The sequence below is a fragment of the Sulfuricurvum kujiense DSM 16994 genome (assembly GCF_000183725.1).
GTDB classification, from domain to species: domain Bacteria; phylum Campylobacterota; class Campylobacteria; order Campylobacterales; family Sulfurimonadaceae; genus Sulfuricurvum; species Sulfuricurvum kujiense.
Window position 1 is genome coordinate 1,037,373 of the sequence record NC_014762.1, and the last position, 20,834, is coordinate 1,058,206.

Genomic DNA, 20,834 nt, shown 5'->3' on the forward strand with positions numbered 1-20,834 from the left:
GTCATTATGAAAAAAATATTAATAGCATTAGTGACGGCAACGACTTTATTCGGAGCGCCGAATGGTTCAGGAACAGATCACCGAACGATGTTGATGAAAGATATGCGTACGATGTTGGATGCTATGGAAGAGATCCAGCGGGGAGGTTTGTACAGTTCAACGGATGATATGAAAGCCGGGATAAAAAAACTTCAATCCACGCTTAAAACACTTGAAAGTGAAGAGATTAAATTTATTCTCCCGAAGGATCAAGTGTATGCCTATAAGTTTGCCCAAAAAACAGCACATATGCTGCGCCTCTATTCAGACGACATGATCGTTTTTATTGAAGCGGGCCGGATGGATGAGGCGTTGGATGATTATTCGCAACTGCTAAAACAATGCACTTCTTGCCATATTCGAATTAGAAATTGGTGATAAAGCTTCATTAATGAATCTCCGAAAAAATCGGAGATTTCAAATTTTTTTCTTCTTTATAAAAAACAAAATAGTCTAGAAAAATAAATTTAAATAATATTATAAATTCAAATTTATAAATCTCTTAAAACTCCATGTGCAGCGTAATTTTTATAGATATCACATTTTTATCAATCGAAATTGTAAAATTACAATTATATTAAAAAAATTAATATAAATAAAGAAAAAATAAAGAAATGCCTGTTATCATTCTTGCACGATTCGCAATAAGAAAATCTTATTCGTGAATTTTTTTTCAGAGGGAGAACGAATGAAGTTAGGAAAACTTAGTTTGTAGCTGTAATGGCTCTTGGAACAAGTGCATTTGCTATTGATAATGCAAAAGTAAATGGTGGAATTAAATTTATCTATCAAACTGCCGATTGGGAATTGACAAGCGCTGAAAAAGCAAGTGGATTATATGAAACCGGTTTGTTCAAGCAAGGTAATATTAATAATCCTATAAGCGGAGCTTCCTATGGCGGAGCTGCATCAGGCGGTCTTTCTTTTTCTGTCGGCGGAACAGCTGATCTTACTCAAGGTGTCAGTGCCGGTGCTGAAGTGCAAGGATTCACAACACTCGGTTTAGAAAACAACCTAGTAATCGGTTCTATGCAAGGAAGCAGACTGGATGTGGATGATGCTGCCTCTATGGCACAATTGTGGATGGCAACCACTTTGGGCAAAACAACGGTAAAAGCAGGACGTATGGAACTTGATACACCGCTTGCATTTACAGAAAAATGGAATTTGATTAAAAATACATTTGATGCGGCCGTTGTATTGAATAATGATCTTCCGAATACAACTTTGGTTGCAGCTTGGGTTGGAAAACATAATGGTGACACTACAGGTGCAGGTTATGTAGCTCATCTAAATACATATACAACTTTCGGTGTAAGCGGTGCTTATGCATTCGGTGCGATTAACAAGTCTATTCCAAATACAACCGCACAAGCATGGTATTACAACGTTTGTGACGTTGCAGATGCCTATTGGTTGCAAGCAGACGCAAAATTGGTAGGTATGATAGATGTCGGCGCTCAATATGCAAATTTGGATCCTAAAGCTTCTGGTCCTAAAGATTCTAGCATTTGGGCCGTTAAGGCTTCTGCTGATGTAGCAGGATTCAATGTTTACGCAGCATATTCAGATGCTGACGAAGACGGTACTGCAAGTTTTGCTAACGTTTCAACAAACGATAAAACTAAAATTTATACGGGCGATGGTTCAATCTACATGGATGGAATTGTAACTCGACCGGGTACAGAGGCATTTAAAATCGGTGCATCAACAAAAATGGTTCCGGGTGTAAGTTTAGCTGCAAGTTATTGTGATGCAAGCGATGTTTCAGTGCAAAATCATGACATCTCAGCATGGGATGTATCTGCGAGCGGAAAAATCGGTGCACTTGGTTTGACAGCGATTTATACGCAAGTTAACAATGATACGGATGGAACATCACAAGTGTATGCAGGTCGTGACAACGATACTCTCCGCCTTATTGCTACATTGGCTTTCTAAAAGCTTTTTAAAAGGGCCTTCGGGCTCTTCACTCTTCTTCTTATGTTAAGCTTTCCGCCTGAGAATTCGTCACTCTCGGGCACCTTTCTTTTACGTCCTTTTGAGACACTTAATAGCAGTTATTGGCTACCGGAATTTCAAATCCGATTTCGACATCCTGCCATGTTTTTCCGCCGTGGAGATTAAAACAGGTCGTATTGATGGCTTGAAGCGATTTTAGCATCGTAAAGTCACTAAGATCGATCACCCCTTTACCTACAATTTTCCCCTCTTGAACCGTATAACTCATCGGAATCGTTTTGGTAACACCGTTCATCGTTATTTCTACCTGAGCTTTTGAATCTTTTGCCGATGTAATCTTGGCCGTAATCACATCAATGTTCTGCACTTTAAAAAACGAGGAGACGAGTGTGGCATCCCGTCCCGCATTGCCTGAATTGACAGTTGCGGTTTGTATTGTTATATGGCTGTTTGTCAGGAACTCTTCTACTGTTTTTGATGATTTCGGTGAGAATACGGCATCGTTAAACGTTCCGCCGACCCCGATTTTTTCATAGGTCTTGAACGCTTTCCATGTCACTTTGGCGTTTTCAGAGTAATAGGTACACTCCCCAAAAGCACTGCTTACGATGAGTAACCCGGCTAAAATAAACGTTTTCATTGAAATCCTTTGGAGATAAATTATTGATAGTTATAGCTTAAACTTATTGCCAAATGATTAATGAAGCGGCATTAGCTTTAAGTTTTAAGGAGAAAGCTAAGCGCGTTTGGACTGACGTTTGGGGGTAACGGAAGCAGCCTCTTTGTTTTTTTTCTCTTGCGTCGATTGCCGTAAAAAGAACGGAATGGTTTTTTCGGGCCGCTGCGACAAATCATCGCTCAAAGCCGCTTCGACAATCGCTTTATCGTGACGCAGGCACAGATAGGTGTGGAGCAAAGCAATCTGCCGTTCCAGAGAAATCTTCCATGTCGAGAGGGTTTGATCAAATATCCATTCGCTAAAGGTGTAGAACCCATCGAAAACTTTCCCGTCACTCCACACCAGCGGAATACTCTTGTTAAAGCTTCCGCTGTTGTAAAAGATATCCCAAAAACGTGCAAACCGTTTCATTTTTTGGATTTGGGCGAAACTCAGAAGATTGTTTTGGAGGATGTCATAGGGGGGAATATCGGAGTAGACCATGCCATGCGCTTTATCGTGGCGCGAGAGGGTGGTTCCCGAGAGGTTTTTAAGGATGCCGATCTGAATTTCGCTGTGGGTCAAAGAGACCAGTGTATCGAGATTTCGTCCGAATCCTTCGATACTTTCTCCCGGGAGTCCTACGATCAGATCAAGGTGCATATGCGCACGCGTCTCATTTTCCAAAAAACGGATATTGTCCATTATTTTATCAAGTTTGAGCGGTCGGTTGATCCCTTTGGCTATGAGGGGATCGAGGGTTTGAATGCCGATTTCGAGCTGTAAAGAGCCTGCGGGGAAACGGGCGATTTTTTCTTTGAGTACATCGGGAAAATGATCGGGGATCACTTCAAAATGGGCAAAATAGGGCGGTTCTTTGGAGAGGAAAAAATCCAAGATTCGGTTGGCAAAGGTCATATTGAGATTAAAAGTACGGTCGATAAATTTGAAGCTGCGTGCTCCCCGCTGCCAAAGAATTTCAAACTCTTCGAGGAGCTGATCGAGGGGAAAGTTTCGCACTTTCTCATCAATGGAAGAGAGGCAGAATTCGCATTCGAACGGACATCCCCGTGAGGCTTCGACATAGATATAGCGATGTTCTACATCTTCGTCCTCATAAGCATTATAAGGGAGGTTAATCGATTTTAAATCGGGGAGGGGAGCTTTGATGAAATGTTCCTGCGGTGCGTCATTGGAGAGAATGCTTTTGCACAATTCATAAAAAGCCACTTCTCCTTCACCGCTGATAATATAATCGGCTTTGCTTAAATCGACGCGGTGGGGCAGATACCCGGCTTCGGGGCCGCCGAGGATGATGATCGTATCCGGGGAGACTTTTTTAAGGGTTTGGATCAGTTCGGACGTTTGTGCGGCATTCCAGATATAAACACCGATACCGATAATGCGGGGAGAATGGCTTAAAAGAGATTCGGCAATACTCTGTATCTGTTCATTCATCGTAAATTCGACAATTTTTGCTATTGGTTGCAGTTCGTGCAGGTTGGCATAGAGATAGCGCAGACCTAACGCGGTATGGGCGTAGCGGGCATTGAGTGTCGTGAGGAGAATTGTGTGCATTCGCTATCCGATAAAATATTTCTATATTCGTATAGTAACGCTAAGAAGCTTATTGGAACATTCTACGGTACGATTTTTGCTTGTAGGACGTAGTATATTCGAAGCTAAAAGCCGTAAGACGGATATTGTACGGTTTTGAGAATTTCCCATATGTGTTTTATTTTCAAAGGAGACCCCATGACGATCAATGGCGGAGCCGGATGGGCGGTTTCATCACAGTCTTACGGTAATACTGTCCAGCGTCAAAGCGGTGCATGCGGTACGGCTTCCACTGATTATACATCGATGTTGCAGAAAGCATCAGATACTCTGATGTCAACATCAGATACTGATAAAAGCGGTACGATCGATAAAGCCGAGTTTAGACAAGCGGCGCAGGCATTGACCGAAAAAACCGGAAAGACTTACAATGATGCCGATACCGTATTTAACAGTATTGATATCAATACTGACGGTGCTATCAGTTCGGATGAATTGATGAAAGCGCTTCAGCAGTCACAAAAAAAACACGCACACGATGGGTTTCATCGTCTTAAGACGGAGGCATTGGATACGACGGCACAATCAACATTGAGCGATACGACACAAAGTACGTTGGAAGAGTCATTATTCTCAAAAGTTCAAACAGTTCCTGCTCAGAAAGTTACCGAAGAACATAGTAAAAATACGTCTACAGGCAATAAAAATTCAGTGTCAATATTTACAATTATATATCAAATGAAGCAAATGACAGTGGACGCACAAGCGTATAAGGATGCATCAACTAAAGCAGGAGCTCTTGGTAAAGCATATATCGATGGGCCAATGAATGCAGAAAATGCAGAAGCTCTGAATAAAGCAAATGCTGATGTGGTTACTTATTCACTAGCTCTGCATAAAGATTCTCAACTTTTGACAAAATATCGAGAAACTTATTTCCACCTTTCAAGAAGCAATACAAAAAATACTTAGAGGTATCGTATTTTTATCGTTTATAATACTTTTGAAACTCCGATAAGAGCCTTTTTCGAGAGGGTTAATCTCACTGACATCTTTGTCAATTGTTGTGTGCATATGTGCCCATCATCTCCTCAGCGATGAACTTGCCGGTCTTATTCAGCTCGCCATCTTTTATGCCGATGCGACCAAAGGTGCTTTTGATATTGCTTTGGCGGGGACATTTAAAAGTCTCTCTAACCTTGCAACGCTTGATGATTATCGGGTTCAAAAAAAGAAATTAGCCCCTTTTGCCTCGTGTGCTCACCTTATACTGGAAGGAAATCATTTGACGTTTGCCAATGAATATACCAAAATTGATCTCGGAGGCTTGGTAAAAGAGTATGCGGTCGATCAGAGTATTCTCATCCTGCAATCCGCGGGCGTCTCATCGGCTCTTGTCAATTTTGGCGGTGATATAGCGGCAATCGGAAAATATGAAGATTCTTTGTGGAAAATCGGTATACAGGACCCTGAGAATTTTGATTGTAATCTAATGGAAGTCGAGTTGAATGATACATCTTTGTGTACTTCGGGCCATTCCAAGCGCTATGTGATGTTTGAAGATGAGAAAATATCCCATGTCATAGCCTCTAAAGAGTGTTCAAAGCATTATTCCCAAGTGAGCATCATTGCACCGACAACGGTTGATGCAGGAGTATGGAGTACGGCTTTGTTGAGTAATTCTCATATCGTTTTGCCTGAACATATTAAAGTATTTGCCGTATAATCGATTCTTTATTTAACTTATTTGCATAATCGTCGCTATAATTGAGTTAAGAACATTTAACGTGCGGATGATGATGCAAAATACTTTTTATAATGAATATCTCAGTGAAATGACACTGTTGTGCGTAGAAAACGATGAATTCTCACGTGTATTGTATGCTTCGTTCTTTGACACTTTGGTATCAAAAGTGATCGTTGTGGATAATGAAGAAGAGGGATACGCACAATACAAAAAGCAGCATATAGATATCATCATTACAGATCATCATATGCCTCAGCTGGACGGCTTTGAACTGATTCGAAAAGTTCGTGCCGATAATCCCTCTATGCCTATCATTTTAGTAACGGCAATCGATTCGACGGATAGTATCATTAAGGCTTTAAAGCTGCATGTATCGAATTTTGTCCATAAACCAGTTGATACCGAAGAGTTGTTTGATGCTGTTCTTACGGCTGCGCGCATTGTACTTTCTAAACGCTATGTTGAGGCGGAACGAAACAAAAAAATCAAAGAGTTTCAAGAGAAAGAACGCTATTCGGCCTACCAGGAACGGCTTGCTTTCGATAAAGAACTTTCAATTTTACGGAATGATTTTTACTATCAGCTTCTTGAAAGTCACTGTCGCAGTACGGATACAGGGGTCATTATTCCTGATTTTATCTATCGTCCTCTCGATATTCTTAGCGGTGATGCTTATTCGGCACGTAAAATCGATGACTACACTACGTTTTACCTGCTAGTTGACGGAATGGGTAAGGGGGTGTCGGCGTCGTTGAGCGCGATGTTGATGACGGCACATATAAACTATTCGATCGACAATATGCTTAAACAAGGGAATTTCGATCTGCATAATCTTATAGATGACGCGATTGCGTATATTCAACCGATTTTGCTTGAAGATGAGATGATATCGGTTGATTTTATTGTGATGAACCAATATGAGACTTCAATGCATTATGCAAAATTTGCGATGCCCCCTTCGCTGTTGCAGGATAATACGAGAAAAATTATCAAACTAAAGTCGAATAATCCGCCATTAAACAGGTATCAAAAAGAATTTAATATTATGCGAATCGATATTTCATCGATTGTAAAATTTCTTTTTTGTACGGACGGATTGGTCGAAAATACCCTTAAAAACGGGCAGGGCAGTTATGAATCGGTGATCGAAGATGATTTTGCCGATGCGTTTACACAAAAAGAGTTGAAAACACTTTTTTTAAATAGGATTGATAAACAAGAAGATGACGTGACGCTGATTTTTATCAATTGCTTCGATTTTGGGAACAGCACTCCCTACCATCGAAAATTTTCGACATCGCTAATCGCTATCGACGAGGCCGGGGATTGGTATGAATCGCTTTGCACGTCAATAACGGATAATAAATCCATGATTAACAATGCACTGGTTGTTTTTAACGAATTAATGATGAATGCTTATGAACACGGAAATCTCGGTATAGAGTCGCTTGAAAAGCATCGTCTTTTGGAAGAAGACCGTTATATTGAGACGCTGATGTCATACGAAAACGAATGTATCAAACAAATCGATATCACAGTGCACGTTCTCAAAAATGACCCATCGGTCTATATCGTGACGCAAATTACGGATGAGGGGAACGGTTTTAACACGAAACTCCTGAGTCAGATATTCAGAAATACAAGTCGCTATAACGGCAAAGGGGTTTATCTTTCGCGTCAATCGTCATTGGGGATCTATTACAATCAAACCGGAAATTCAGTGCTGTTTTTACACAAAATAGAATAATAACCGGAAAAAGTGCTAGAATAATTTAACTGAAAGGTGTAGATATGGATATTAGAGTAAATAATGAAAGTACAGCTACTGTTATAGTTGTAGAAGGGATCGTAAAAACGATAGCCGATACGATTTCCATAAAAGAGCAGATTGCATCATTGCTTCAGCGTGAACCGCAGAAAAAGATCATTATCGATTTTGTCGATACATTCGTAATCCCTTCGGCCTTGATAGGTGCGCTTCAAAAATTTATTCTCGGAGATAATGCCAAAATATCGGTAATAGCGGGGGAACCTCAATTGTATGAGCTGCTGGATAATCTGTGTCTTGTTTCACAACTCAGCGTAACAAAAAAAATACGGTAATGGGATTTTAAATGGATAGTATTCGCCGTTCGATCGGATTAAAAATTGTATTGTCATTGATTGCGATTTTGCTTATAACGTCTGCGATGCTGCAGTGGGTAGTGACACGTGAATTTAAAGAGTCACAGCTTGAATCGGGAAAAAAACATCTACAGATGCTGAGTGAATCCGTCTTTCAAACCGTACGCGGCGCAATGAATCTTGGCGATCCCGTTGTGGTTGAAGAGACGCTGAAAAAAGCCGGAGAAATCAAAGGGGTAAAAAAACTGACTATTTACAAATCACCGCAGGTCATTGAATTATTTAATCTTCAAAACACCGGTACGATTTCACAAGAGGTTGCCGGTGTATTTAAAAACTCTAAGCAGGAAACGCTGATCAGTGACGGCGGACATGCATTAAAAATTCTTAGTCCGCTTGTGGCGACGCAAGAGTGTATGGCGTGTCATACCAATGCCAAAGTGGGGGATGTCCTCGGAGTAATGGATCTGGAATATTCACTTGCAGATCTTGAAAATGATATTGCCGCGATGATGACGAAAACAGTTTTAACGATGATTGCGGGAGCAATTTTCACTATCATCTTTTTGATGTTGATTTTACGCCGTATCATAGGCACACCGCTTAAGGAACTTTTGGAAAGAGTTAAGGACCTTGCGGGAGGTGAGGGGGATCTTACGTCTCGCGTCAGCGTTAACAGCAAAGACGAATTAGGCGAAATCGCGAGTAATATCAATTTGTTTATTGAAAAAATACAGCAGGTTATTGTAACGGTTCTTGCGACGGCATCGGATTCAAAGGAAATTGCTTCTGTTTTGTCCAAACATGCTACAGCACTGCAAAGCAGTACCGTTACTCAGAGCATCAAAGTAGATGAGTCGAAAAAACTCACTGAACTGGTCGAAAAAGATCTGGATCGAAGCGAAGAATATTCCATTCAAACCGCAGAAGAGATGCTTACGAGTTATCAGACGCTGGAAAAAATGGTCTCCTCTTTGGACCGCGTAGTCGAAGATATTCTTATGGCCAGCCGCCGCGAGCTTGATACGAGTGCAAAAGTGGTTACAACCGCGCAGCAAACGGTAGAAATCAAACAGATTCTGACTATTATTCGTGATATTGCGGATCAGACAAATTTATTGGCTCTCAACGCCGCTATCGAGGCAGCACGTGCGGGTGAACACGGACGGGGTTTTGCCGTGGTGGCGGATGAGGTACGCAAACTTGCCGAGCGGACACAAAAGAGTTTGTCTGAAATCGATGCGACAGTAAACGTTGTTGTTCAAAGTGTCGAGGACGTGAGTCAGACAATGCATGAGAATGCGGAATGGATTAACGGAGTGAGCGTAGAGGCCACCTTGGTCAAAGATCAAGCGGATACCACTAAAAATACCAATAAAGAGACAAGTGAAATAGCGAAAAAGGCATCGATGGAAGTGGTGGCGATCGGACAGCGAACCAAGGAACTGATGCAAATGATGACCGAAACATCAAGTCTTGCGAGCGAAAACGAACAGATCGCCAATGAGTTGCAGCAAATTGCGGGTAAACTTGACGCTGTTACGCATGAGCTTACCGAGGAACTGAGTGCCTTCAAGGTCTGAATAAAGATTAGTAATCTTAAAAAGAGTGGGGAGTGTGCATTATGAACTATATTCGCCGTTTGGATTCGTTGAGATTAGAAGACATAGCTTTAGTCGGAGGCAAAAATGCCTCTTTGGGGGAGATGATCGGTTCTCTTAAATCGCTTGGGGTCAAAGTACCCGAAGGGTTTGCTGTCACGGCAGATGGGTATCGCGCTTTTATTGCTCATAATCAGTTTGAACCTAAAATCCGAGACTCTTTCAAAGGGGTCGATCTCACCGATATCGAAGAACTCAACCGATGCGGAAACTCTATCCGCACTTTGATGCTTACCGGTGAGATGCCCGAAGTCCTCAAAAACGAAATTTCCGAAAGCTACCGAATCATGGAAAAAGAGTACGGCATGGCTTCCGTCGATGTTGCGGTACGCTCTTCCGCAACGGCGGAAGATCTGCCCGATGCGAGTTTTGCGGGGCAGCAGGAGAGTTATCTGAATGTGCGCGGGGAGACGATGCTGATTGAGCATGTCAAACGGTGTTTCGCATCGCTGTTCACCGACCGTGCGATCAGCTATCGCCACAGTCGGGGGTATGACCATTTTGCCGTTGCCCTCTCCGTGGGAGTTCAGAAAATGGTACGCAGTGATCTGTCCAGCAGCGGAATTATGTTCACGATCGATACCGAAAATGGATCGGATAAGCTGATTTTGATCAATTCGATCTGGGGCTTGGGTGAAAATATCGTCGGCGGTCGGGTTAATCCCGATGAATTTTATGTCTACAAACCGACACTCAAAGCAAACCAAGTCTCCATTCTAAAACGTCAGCTCGGCTCCAAAGCGCTGACGATGACGTATGATGAACGCCATCATACGATGAATCTCTCCACCCCCAAAGAGCTGCAGGAACAATTTTCGATTAATGACGATGAGGTTGCGACGTTGGCTAGATATGCACTCCTCATTGAGGATCATTACACCATTCTTGCGGGAGAATATCGCCCGATGGATATCGAATGGGCCAAAGACGGCATGAGCGGCGAGCTGTTTATCGTTCAGGCACGGCCTGAAACGGTTCAAAGCCAAAAACTCAGTAACAATACGCTCGAACAATACCGTTTTAAAGAGGAAGTCAAAGCAAAAATACTTCTCAGCGGGAAAGCCATCGGTGAGAAAATCGGCTCGGGGAATGTCAAGATTATCCACTCACCTGCCGAGGGGGAGAGGTTTAACGTCGGAGATGTCCTCGTCGCCGATATCACCGATCCCGATTGGGAACCGATCATGAAGAAAGCCTCCGCCGTGATCACCAACCGCGGCGGTCGGACGTGCCATGCCGCCATCGTCGCGCGTGAAATCGGTGTCCCCGCCATTGTAGGGACGGTTAATGCGACCGAGCTTCTGTATGAGAACGAAGAGGTGAGCGTGAGCTGTGCGGAGGGGGAGAACGGCCATGTGTATGAGGGGTTAATCCCCTATGAGATCACTAAGATCGATCTGGGCAATCTTGCTCCGACGAAAACGAAACTCTATATGAACGTCGGGAATCCCGACAGTGCGTTTAAGGTCGCCAAACTGCCCAATGACGGGGTAGGTCTGGCACGTATGGAGTTTATTATCACCAACTACGTCAAGGCCCATCCAATGGCATTGGTGGAACTCTCTCGCGGCAAAAAAATACGTGAATATAAAGCGGTGAAAGCGGCGATGAAAGGGTATGACGATCCCAAAATGTTTTTTATCGACAAGCTCTCTGAGGGGGTAGGGATGATCGCGGCGGCTTTTTATCCCCGTCCCGTAGTCGTCCGTACCTCAGATTTTAAATCCAATGAGTATAAACACATGGTCGGCGGTGCGGCGTATGAGTCTGACGAAGAGAACCCGATGATCGGATTTCGGGGAGCCAGCCGCTATTACTCGCAGCAGTACCGCGAAGCATTTGAATGGGAGTGTGAAGCGTTGAAACGGGTTCGCGATGATATGGGGCTCGATAATGTCAAAGTGATGCTCCCCTTTGTCCGTACTCCCGAGGAGGGGCGCAAAGCGATTGCCGTGATGAACGAAGCGGGATTGGTGCAAGGGGAGAATGCTCTGGAAATCTATGCAATGTGCGAAATCCCCTCCAACGTCATTCTTGCCGATCAGTTTTTGGAAATCTTTGACGGCTACAGTATCGGCTCAAACGATTTAACCCAACTTACCCTCGGAGTAGATCGGGACAGTACATTGGTTGCGGCGGTATTCGATGAGCGCAATGATGCGGTAACACGGATGCTCTCTCAGGCGATACGCGCATGCAAAGAGCGGGGCAAATACATCGGTATCTGCGGCCAGGCTCCCTCAGATTATCCCGAAATCACCCGATTTTTGGTAGAGGAGGGAATCGATTCGATCTCTCTTAACCCCGATTCGCTTCTTAAAATGCGACAAGTCGTGAGTGCGTTTGAGGCTAAACAATAATTTTTGCAATTAGTTTGATTTTATATTTTTGTATTTACCAAGTTGGACTAAAGTATCTGTAACGATTAGAGTGTTTTTGTAGATGGTTTGATATGTATCAATCAATGCTGATATAAGCATTTATGAAGCGTAAGCAGGAATCTATGCACCAATTTAACGAGATAGAGCTTTTAGAGTACAACGGTCAAGAGGGTAAGCCTGCCTATATCGCCTATAAAGGACGGGTGTACGATGTCAGCGAGTCCAAGCTTTGGAAAAACGGTTCTCATTTTAAAAAGCATTTTGCAGGTTGTGATCTGACACCCGAGTTGGCGAATGCACCGCACAGCGACGAAGTGTTTGAAAACTTTCCGTGTGTCGGTGAATTTATCGCTATCTCTCATGCTGTAGACGAAAGCAAAAAAGAGCGCTATCGACGGTGGTACGCGGCTTATCATCCTCATCCTATGGTCATCCATTTCCCGATAGCACTGCACTATTTCAGCGCGGGCGCGGATGTTTTGTTCCTTGCCAACCCCTCAGCAGAGTATGAAGCGGCTGTTTTTTTATCATTTCTTATCGCAACAATAATGGGATTCTTCGCATTAATAACAGGGGTTTTCAGCTGGTGGATCAATTATGATCTAGTCAAATCCAAGCCTTTTATGATTAAGCTTTATGGTGCATCTTTTACCCTTGTTGTCGGGTTGATTCCGATTGCTCAAAAAATGATGAATCAGGATGTCCCTTTTAGCCAGGGGATAGACGGGTTTATCTATCACTCTATAATTTTTGTTACGGTTATTTCGATTACCGTAGTGGCGTATTACGGTGGAAAAATCACCTGGGGGGCGAGACAATGAAAGATTCGGTTTCGGTATTGATCGGGGGGAAAGCGGGTCAGGGGATCGCGAGTATAGAGACTTTGCTCACCAAAGGGTTTAAAAGAGCGGGTTTTTACACTTTTTCAACCAAAGAGTTTATGTCCAGAATCCGAGGCGGAAGCAATACGACATTGATTCGTATTTCGAAGCGTCCTGTTAACGCCCCTGTATTCAAGGTGGACATCTTTGTCCCGCTGGACACGGATTCATACTATCATGCCCTAGAGAGGATAAGCCAAGAGACATTTTTGATCGCCAAAAAAGGGGATTTTGAGTGTGACTGTACCCTCTATGATCATGATTTGCCCTCACTGGCCAAAAGTATCGGAAGTCCGATCGTCTCCAATACGATAGCCGCGGCACTGGTTTTCGGAATGCTCGGATGCGATTTAGGTATATTAAAAGAGATTGTGTCGGAGCTGTATCAAGATGAGATGCTTGAGATAAATCTTAGAGCATTGGATATCGGAGCGCAGCTGGCTGAAGATAACGGAAATTGCCGCTATTGTATCGAACCGAATCCAATTTCAAGAAAAGCCGGAGATTTCTTTTTAAGCGGTACGGAAGGGGTAGGATTCGGCTCTATTGCGGGAGGATGCAATTTTATCTGTAGCTATCCGATGAGCCCTTCGACGGGGGTATTAACCTTTTTGGCGAAGCAGAGCCGAACGTTCGGTATCTGTGTCGAACAAGCCGAAGATGAGATTGCCGCGTTTCAGATGGGGCTAGGTGCCTGGTACAGCGGTGGACGGGCAATTACGACGACGAGCGGCGGCGGATTTGCCCTGATGGGTGAGGGACTCAGTCTCAGCGGGATAACCGAAACTCCGATGGTTGTCTATCTGGCGCAGCGTCCCGGACCCGCGACCGGACTTCCCACACGGACGGAACAGGGGGATTTGGAACTCTCCATTTATAGCGGCCACGGTGAATTTCCGCGGATTGTACTGGCTCCGGGTGATCCTAAAGAGTGTTTTGAGTTGACCCGCATGGCATTCGATCTCGCCGATCAGTATCAGATTCCGGTGATAATCTTGAGCGATCAGTATTTGGCGGATAGCTATTTTCATATCGAGCGGTTTGAAATCGGTTCCCGACAGCCAGTTTCTCGCATCGTTAAAACCGATGCGGAGTATAAACGCTATTGTTTGAGCGACAATGGGATCAGTCCGCGCGGAATTCCGGGGTACGGCGAGGGGCTGGTATTGGTCGATTCGGACGAACATACCGAAGAAGGGCTGATCACCGAGAGTATGTCGGTACGTAACGAACAAAACGGCAAACGGTTACAAAAGATAAATTTGATCTTTGATGAAGCGATTGTTCCCGAAGTTGAGGGGGAGGGCGATATTATTGTTCTCGGATGGGGGAGTACGAAACACATTATCAAAGAGGCCGTTGAGAGAATCGGCGATGAGAGGGTATCGATAATCCATTTTTCGTGGGTCCATCCGCTGAGCGAATCTCAGCTGACTCCGCTGAGAGAGGATAAAACGATCGTGGTGGTTGAGAATAACGCCACGGGGCAGTTTGCAAAACTTTTACGATTGCACGGTATTAGAGTGGATCATCAGATTCTGAAATCCGACGGCTTGAGTTTTTTTGTCGATGAACTCTCTAAAAAACTCGCATCCGCATTAAAGGAGATACGATGAATACACGCTTTGATCGAATTGTCGAAGACAATGCATGGTGTCCCGGATGCGGAAATTTTTCGATTCTGGCCCATCTAAAAGAGGCACTGGATGAAATGGGGCTTGACCCGCTTAACACGGTAGTGGTTTCGGGGATAGGGCAGGCGGCGAAAACACCGCAATATATGTCTGTTCATATGTTCAACGGTCTTCACGGCAGAGCGCTCCCCGTCGCGCAGGGGGTAAAAGTATCCAATCCTTCACTCACGGTCATTGCCGAAGGGGGAGATGGGGATATGTACGGAGAGGGGGGAAACCACTTTATGGCCGCAATCCGCCGAAATGCCGATATCATTAATATCGTCCATAACAATATGGTTTACGGCCTCACCAAAGGGCAGGCTTCTCCGACATCTCAGCGGGAGTTTAAAACGCCCGTGCAGACCGAGGGGGTGCATGTAGAGCCTTTCAATCCGATTGCCACGGCGATATCGCTCGATGCATCGCTCGTGATCCGTACTTTTTCAGGGAACAAGGAACATTGTAAAAAAATGCTCAAAATCGCTATTGAGCATAAGGGATATGTTTTGATCGATATTTTTCAGCCGTGCATTACATTCAATAAAACCAATACCTTTAAGTGGTTTAAGGATAACGTGTACGAGCTGCCGGAGAGTTATGACCCGACGGATAAAGTAAAAGCATTTGAAAAAGCGCTGGAGTCTCATCCTTTTCCGATCGGCGTACTTTACAAAAGTCCTCCTAAAATGACATTGGAAGATATTTTAAGGATTGAGAACGGAATGGATGAACGTCCTCTCTTGTTTCATCAGGTTGACTTTCATGCGCTTAGCAAAGAGATGGATAAATATATTTAACAAAGGGGTAGAAAATGACAAAATTTGAGTGCAATGTATGCGGTTACATTTATGATCCGGAAGTAGGCGACCTCGATAACGGTATAGAAGCCGGGATGCGTTTTGAGGAACTTCCCGAAGATTGGGTATGCCCTGTCTGCGGTGTCGGGAAAGAAGATTTTAGCGAATTGGCCGACTAACGCGGCGAATCGCTAAAATGTCAGGTCATTCTTTTATTTGGTTTTTTGCACCGATTGAACAGGGTATCCCCCTGTTTTCCATTTTGCATAGCCGTTTAGGAGCCAATAGACATTTTTATATCCCTGTTTTCGTACCGATAGAGCTGCTTCATACGAATTGGCACACGATTCGCCGTAGCAGTAAAAAACAAGAGGCTGTTTTTTATCTGTAGGGAGTTGCAGAGCCACGTATTGTGCTTTTGATTGATCGAAATAGACAGGATATGCACCTTTTATATGTTCCTGCGCATAGTGGCGTTTTTCACGTGCGTCGAAAAACAGAGCATTTTGATCATACAGTGATTTTGCTTTTTTTGTATTCACAACGTTTATCCCTTGAGCCTTGGCCTCGCTTATTTGCGGAGGAATGACACACATCGCATAGGGAATCTCTGTCAGTGTGCTTTTTTCACCGTCATAATCGACACCGTACAGAGCGGCAGAATTTAATAGACCTGAGAGAATCAAAATAGATAATTGTCGTACCATAATATACTCCTTAAAGTAGGTTAGCTGTCATTTAAGACGGCATACGTTCATTGTTTTGCATAAAATCGACATACTCACATACTGAATTGAGATCATTGCATGATTGATTATAGCCCGCAATCGGGTCGTTCATAAAATCGGAAAGATTATCGGAAACGAAATTCCAATTGATCAGTTTCCACCAATTGGAAAGATATGCCGCCCGACCGTTACGATAATCGATGTAATAAGCATGCTCCCACACATCACACGTCAATAGCGGAGTGTCTCCGTGTCGTATAGGTGTATCGGCATTAGAGGTCATTTTGATCTCCAGTTTCTTGCTCTTTGAAACAATAAGCCATACCCATCCCGACCCGAAAAAAGCTGTAGCGGCGGCTAAAAAAGCATCCTCAAAGGCTTTAATCGATCCGAAGTCGTGTTCGATCATGCCTAGTAGTTCCACAGAGGGAATTGTCGATCCATTTTTAAGCCCCTTCCAGTAAAAGTCGTGGTTGTAGATTTGAGCCGCATTATTGAAAATTGCGTCATGCGCGTATTTGATAATGTAATCAAGAGGTTTGTCCTCATATTCTGTCCCCTCAATAAGAGAGTTGAGCTTATTTACATATCCGGCATGGTGTTTGCCGTAGTGATAAGAAATTGTTTCGGCAGAAATATAAGGTTCTAATTCCGTTTGCCCAAAAGGCAGTTCCATAAGTGAATGTTTCATACTGAACCCTTTCCTTAGAGAGATGTACTATTATAATAACTAATAGTAATAAATTCAGCTAAATAGTATTTAATAAGATTACGGTTAAGTATTTTTTCAGAAATTGAATTTTTTCAACGTCATAATTGATACTTGACTATTTATTAGTCACTTTTTTAAACAATGTGATTTGATGTTATTGTAGTATTGTGTTACAATCGCCAAATTTTTGATCTTTTTTTATGTGCCGGTAAACAAGTGTTGTTTTTAGACGTAAAAAGAGTATTGACCAAAGTGATTTGATAATTTGCATTAAACTGTGTTTTTGAAACAGGATTGAATAATGAAAATAGAAACTGCAATTTTTTATCGCTTAGTGGTTTTAGCTGCCGGTACTTTTTTAGTGAGCGGGATCGGCGTAAAGATCCTACAAATGTATGGATTGATGGAGAGTGTTCCTCTGCATGTGGCATTGGAAACGTCAGGCTCGTTTATCGCCCTTTTCTTTTCATTTTTCATTTTTAAGTTTGACAACAACAATAACTATTATTTAAGCCGATTTCATTATGTTTCGCTTTCACTGATAGCTATCGCGGTAATCGGGCTTTTTCATGCCATAAGTCTTCCGGGGACTATGTTTGTGTGGTTATATACGACCGGAATGTTCATCGGGAGTCTATTGATGCTTACGGTCTTTATACCCGAAAGAAGAGTTTCGTATTTTGTGTATACGGCACTCCCTTTGGTTTCTGCGGTTATTTCAGTCATTATTGCCGCATTGTTATTCTATATGCATGACATGCTTCCCGATCCGATTGTTGGTGGGAAATTTTCAAACAGCGAGATTTTTGTCAGTAACCTTTCTGCTATATTTTTCTTTTTGGCTTCGATCCCTTTTGCATACTATTACCGGCAAAAACACCAATATGAAGACATCTATTTTTTCGCGCTTGCATTGCTGCTTTCGGCAGCAGCTTTTCTTTTTCAATACTCAATGCTTTGGGGAGCGACATGGTGGTATTGGCATTTTATCCGTTTGTCCGGTTTCTTTTTTCTCCTTTTGTATTTCATCCGCTTTATTGAAGAAAAAAACCAACTTTTTATTAATCGGGAGATACAGTCGAGCATTATTGAATTTTCTGCCGATGCGATTATTACCAAATCTATGGATGGGTTAATTCTGACATGGAATGCGGCGGCGGAAAGTCTTTTTGGATATACGGCCGATGAAGTGATCGGAAAATCGGTGTCAATTCTTTATAGCCCTTCTGCCGCCATGATGGAGCGTGAAAATATTCGTCAAATCAGAGATGGGGCATCTGTAAAGCAGTTTGAAACGGTATTTATTGCAAAAAACGGTGCGTATGTCGATGTCGCCGTAACCCTTTCACCGATAAAAGATTCCAGTAATACGATAATAGGGCTATCAAAAATTGTGAGGGACATTACCGAGCGTAAAAAAACGGCTGAAGCATTTAACCGATTGTTTTTGCGGAATGAAGCCATATTGGATTCGGTACCGGACATCATCATGCAGGTGGATAATGATAAGAAATATATTTGGGCGAACAAGAGCGGTATCGCTTTTTTCGGAGACGATGTGATCGGAAAAGAGGCATCGTATTATTTTGAAGGGGAACAAGATACCTATGAGACGACGAATCCCTTATTTGAGGGAGACCAAAATATAATTTATGTCGAAAGTTTTCAAAGACGCTGTGACGGAGAGATACGTCTTTTGGCTTGGTGGTGCCGTGCTTTGAATGATGAGAACGGTCATCCGATCGGAGCATTGTCGACGGCACAGGACATTACCGAACACAAACAATCAGAGAGGGAACTTCGAAAACTTTCGCAAGCGATCGAACAGAGTCCGAACAGTGTCATCATAACGGACAGCGAAGCGAATATCGAATATGTTAATGCCGCATTTACGGCGGCAACGGGATATACGCTTGATGATGTGATCGGAAAAAATCCCCGTTTGTTTCAATCGGGTAAAACGTCTCCATCCGCATATATTGCTTTGTGGGACCAGCTCAGGGAAGGGAAAAGCTGGCATGGTGAGTTTATCAATAGGGGAAAAGACGGGAATGAGTTTATCGAAGAGGTCAAAATCGCCCCCATTTATCAAACGGACGGAAGCCTTAGCCATTATATGGCTATAAAAGATGATATCACCGAGAAAAAGCGCACGGAAGAGCGTGTACATTATCTTGCCAATTATGATTTATTGACCGGCCTTCCGAACAGAGTCCAATTGATTGAACGTATAACCTATTTTATCAATGTGGCTAAGCGTCATGACGGTGAATTTGCCGTTATGTTTCTGGATCTGGATCATTTTAAAGACATCAACGATATGCTCGGGCACAGTATAGGGGACATTTTACTCATTGAATTGGCCAAACGGATCCAATCAACTATACGTGAAGAAGATACGGTATCCCGTTTGGGGGGAGATGAATTTATTTTTATCCTCCCCAGCACCTCGGTACACGGGGTTGCTAATGTGGTTGAAAAACTTTTGGAAACGATTACGAAACCTTTTTCGATTGAGCAAAATGAATTGATTGTAACCGCTTCAATCGGTATCGCCATTTATCCGATCGACGGTACCGACCCCGAGACGCTTCTCAAAAATGCCGATACTGCTATGTATCAAGCCAAACAAAACGGACGCAATAACTATCGATTCTTTACCAAAGCGATGCAGGAAACGTTGGCACGCAATATACAACTGACCAATGCTCTGCGTCATGCGCTGGAAAAAGATGAGCTGCATGTCGTGTATCAGCCGCAAGTGGACATATCAGATGCCCATATTATAGGGGCAGAAGCATTGCTAAGATGGAATCATCCTGAGTTAGGTGCTATTTCACCGGCCGAATTTATTCCCCTTGCCGAAGAGAGCGGTCTGATCCTCCCGATCGGAGAATGGGTTCTGCGAACTGCGGTGACACAGGCAAAAATGTGGATTGATAGCGGGTTTCCTCCGATTATCGTAGCGGTAAACCTCTCCGCAGTACAGTTTCGCCATCCCCATCTTCCGGAACTGGTCACGACAATTTTGGAAGAAGTCGGTCTGCCGCCTGAGTATTTGGAACTGGAGTTGACCGAAGCGGTTGCCATGCATGATCCGAAAAGTGCTTATGCTATTATGGATAATCTGCATGATAGAGGTATCCGGATGTCCATCGATGATTTTGGAACCGGGTACTCCTCGCTCAGTTACCTTAAAAAATTTAAAGTCTACAAGCTCAAAATAGATCAGTCGTTTATTCGTGATATCAGTACCGATCCCGAAGACAAAGCTATTGTCAATGCCGTGATCAGTATGGCACACTCTTTGGGATTAAAAGCGATAGCCGAAGGGGTAGAGACGGTTGAACAGCTTAAATATCTGAGAGAGCAGGGGTGTGATGAGGTGCAGGGATATTACTTCAGCAAGCCTTTAAGCCCTGAATCGTTTACTGAATTTATAACGGCTCAGGTTACAAAGAGAATAGACTAAAATCGGTTGAGTATTTTCTCTTTTTCCGCTTCGTATTCTTCAGGGGTCAGTATTCCCCGATCAAGCAGTGATTTGAGTTTGGCAAGATGGTCATATTTATCAGCCGGATTTTGCTCTTCGGGCGGAATACGTTTCATTGTCCGTCCGATCAACAGATAGAGTAAAACGCCGAGAAACGGCAAAAAGAAGACGACGAGCAGCCAGACGATCTGCATCAAATCCTCTTTGAATTTGGAGGTGATAATATCGATCATAGCCCATATCCATATCGCAAATAAACCGATAACAATAAAAACTAAAAACAGATTCAATCCCAGCATCATTTCCATCATAAGCAACCTCGATTTATTTTAGTAATACTGACATCGTAACGTATCTATAATAACAATACGTAAACTCTTTTGGCTATACTTAGTACAATTTAAATGAAGTGAACCAC

Annotated in this window: 18 protein-coding genes; 13 read left to right on the forward strand and 5 right to left on the reverse strand. The window is 43.2% G+C overall.

What is annotated here, in order from left to right; all coding sequences use genetic code 11:
- The first annotated feature begins 6 nt into the window (after window positions 1-6).
- Window positions 7-417, forward strand: coding sequence for a hypothetical protein (locus tag SULKU_RS05215; protein WP_013459893.1), 411 nt, complete (start codon window positions 7-9; stop codon window positions 415-417).
- Window positions 418-759: 342 nt separating this feature from the next.
- Window positions 760-1,980 (forward strand): OprD family outer membrane porin, encoded by a 1,221-nt coding sequence (locus tag SULKU_RS05220; protein ID WP_013459894.1) that lies wholly within the window; start codon window positions 760-762, stop codon window positions 1,978-1,980.
- Between the two features lie 109 nt (window positions 1,981-2,089).
- On the opposite strand, the gene SULKU_RS05225 is transcribed toward SULKU_RS05220, so the two are convergent.
- Together SULKU_RS05225 and SULKU_RS05230 are read right to left on the reverse strand one after the other, a co-directional pair.
- Window positions 2,090-2,641: a YceI family protein gene (locus SULKU_RS05225; protein ID WP_013459895.1), complete on the reverse strand. Its 552-nt coding sequence runs from the start codon at window positions 2,639-2,641 to the stop codon at window positions 2,090-2,092.
- 96 nt (window positions 2,642-2,737) lie between these two features.
- Window positions 2,738-4,237, reverse strand: coding sequence for a B12-binding domain-containing radical SAM protein (locus tag SULKU_RS05230; protein WP_013459896.1), 1,500 nt, complete (start codon window positions 4,235-4,237; stop codon window positions 2,738-2,740).
- A 177-nt stretch (window positions 4,238-4,414) separates the two neighbouring features.
- Here SULKU_RS05230 and SULKU_RS05235 point away from each other — a divergent pair, with 177 nt between their 5' ends.
- The 10 genes from SULKU_RS05235 (at window position 4,415) to rd (ending at window position 15,662) form a co-directional block, all read left to right on the forward strand.
- A complete protein-coding gene (locus SULKU_RS05235; protein ID WP_013459897.1) occupies window positions 4,415-5,188 on the forward strand; it encodes an EF-hand domain-containing protein in 774 nt (257 codons plus the stop codon).
- Window positions 5,189-5,270: 82 nt separating this feature from the next.
- Complete coding sequence (locus SULKU_RS05240; RefSeq protein WP_172633599.1) at window positions 5,271-5,942, forward strand: FAD:protein FMN transferase; 672 nt, start codon at window positions 5,271-5,273, stop codon at window positions 5,940-5,942.
- A gap of 67 nt (window positions 5,943-6,009) precedes the next feature.
- The gene (locus tag SULKU_RS05245; protein ID WP_151174244.1) at window positions 6,010-7,710 is read left to right on the forward strand and encodes a response regulator; all 1,701 of its coding nucleotides are present in this window, start codon (window positions 6,010-6,012) and stop codon (window positions 7,708-7,710) included.
- A 44-nt stretch (window positions 7,711-7,754) separates the two neighbouring features.
- Complete coding sequence (locus SULKU_RS05250; RefSeq protein ID WP_013459900.1) at window positions 7,755-8,066, forward strand: hypothetical protein; 312 nt, start codon at window positions 7,755-7,757, stop codon at window positions 8,064-8,066.
- An 11-nt stretch (window positions 8,067-8,077) separates the two neighbouring features.
- Entirely contained in the window at window positions 8,078-9,670 is a 1,593-nt protein-coding gene (locus SULKU_RS05255) for a methyl-accepting chemotaxis protein (protein WP_013459901.1), read from the forward strand.
- A 41-nt stretch (window positions 9,671-9,711) separates the two neighbouring features.
- On the forward strand, window positions 9,712-12,108 hold the full coding sequence (ppsA, locus tag SULKU_RS05260; protein WP_013459902.1) for a pyruvate, water dikinase: 2,397 nt from the start codon (window positions 9,712-9,714) through the stop codon (window positions 12,106-12,108).
- 143 nt (window positions 12,109-12,251) lie between these two features.
- On the forward strand, window positions 12,252-12,950 hold the full coding sequence (locus SULKU_RS14715; RefSeq protein WP_013459903.1) for a DUF2231 domain-containing protein: 699 nt from the start codon (window positions 12,252-12,254) through the stop codon (window positions 12,948-12,950).
- Window positions 12,947-14,626 (forward strand): 2-oxoacid:acceptor oxidoreductase subunit alpha, encoded by a 1,680-nt coding sequence (locus SULKU_RS05270; protein ID WP_013459904.1) that lies wholly within the window; start codon window positions 12,947-12,949, stop codon window positions 14,624-14,626. The genes SULKU_RS14715 and SULKU_RS05270 overlap by 4 nt, the downstream gene beginning before the upstream one ends.
- A complete protein-coding gene (locus SULKU_RS05275; protein WP_013459905.1) occupies window positions 14,623-15,483 on the forward strand; it encodes a thiamine pyrophosphate-dependent enzyme in 861 nt (286 codons plus the stop codon). Before SULKU_RS05270 ends, SULKU_RS05275 begins: the two co-directional genes overlap by 4 nt.
- A gap of 14 nt (window positions 15,484-15,497) precedes the next feature.
- On the forward strand, window positions 15,498-15,662 hold the full coding sequence (rd, locus tag SULKU_RS05280; protein WP_013459906.1) for a rubredoxin: 165 nt from the start codon (window positions 15,498-15,500) through the stop codon (window positions 15,660-15,662).
- A 33-nt stretch (window positions 15,663-15,695) separates the two neighbouring features.
- On the opposite strand, the gene SULKU_RS05285 is transcribed toward rd, so the two are convergent.
- Together SULKU_RS05285 and SULKU_RS05290 are read right to left on the reverse strand one after the other, a co-directional pair.
- Window positions 15,696-16,190 (reverse strand): rhodanese-like domain-containing protein, encoded by a 495-nt coding sequence (locus tag SULKU_RS05285; RefSeq protein ID WP_013459907.1) that lies wholly within the window; start codon window positions 16,188-16,190, stop codon window positions 15,696-15,698.
- A 31-nt stretch (window positions 16,191-16,221) separates the two neighbouring features.
- On the reverse strand, window positions 16,222-16,902 hold the full coding sequence (locus SULKU_RS05290; protein WP_013459908.1) for a superoxide dismutase: 681 nt from the start codon (window positions 16,900-16,902) through the stop codon (window positions 16,222-16,224).
- A gap of 322 nt (window positions 16,903-17,224) precedes the next feature.
- Here SULKU_RS05290 and SULKU_RS05295 point away from each other — a divergent pair, with 322 nt between their 5' ends.
- Window positions 17,225-20,395 carry a sensor domain-containing protein gene (locus SULKU_RS05295; RefSeq protein ID WP_013459909.1) on the forward strand — a complete coding sequence of 1,057 codons (3,171 nt, stop codon included), beginning with the start codon at window positions 17,225-17,227 and terminating at the stop codon, window positions 20,393-20,395.
- On the opposite strand, the gene SULKU_RS14340 is transcribed toward SULKU_RS05295, so the two are convergent.
- A complete protein-coding gene (locus SULKU_RS14340; RefSeq protein WP_013459910.1) occupies window positions 20,392-20,727 on the reverse strand; it encodes an SHOCT domain-containing protein in 336 nt (111 codons plus the stop codon). The genes SULKU_RS05295 and SULKU_RS14340 overlap by 4 nt on opposite strands.
- Between the last annotated feature and the right edge of the window lie 107 nt (window positions 20,728-20,834).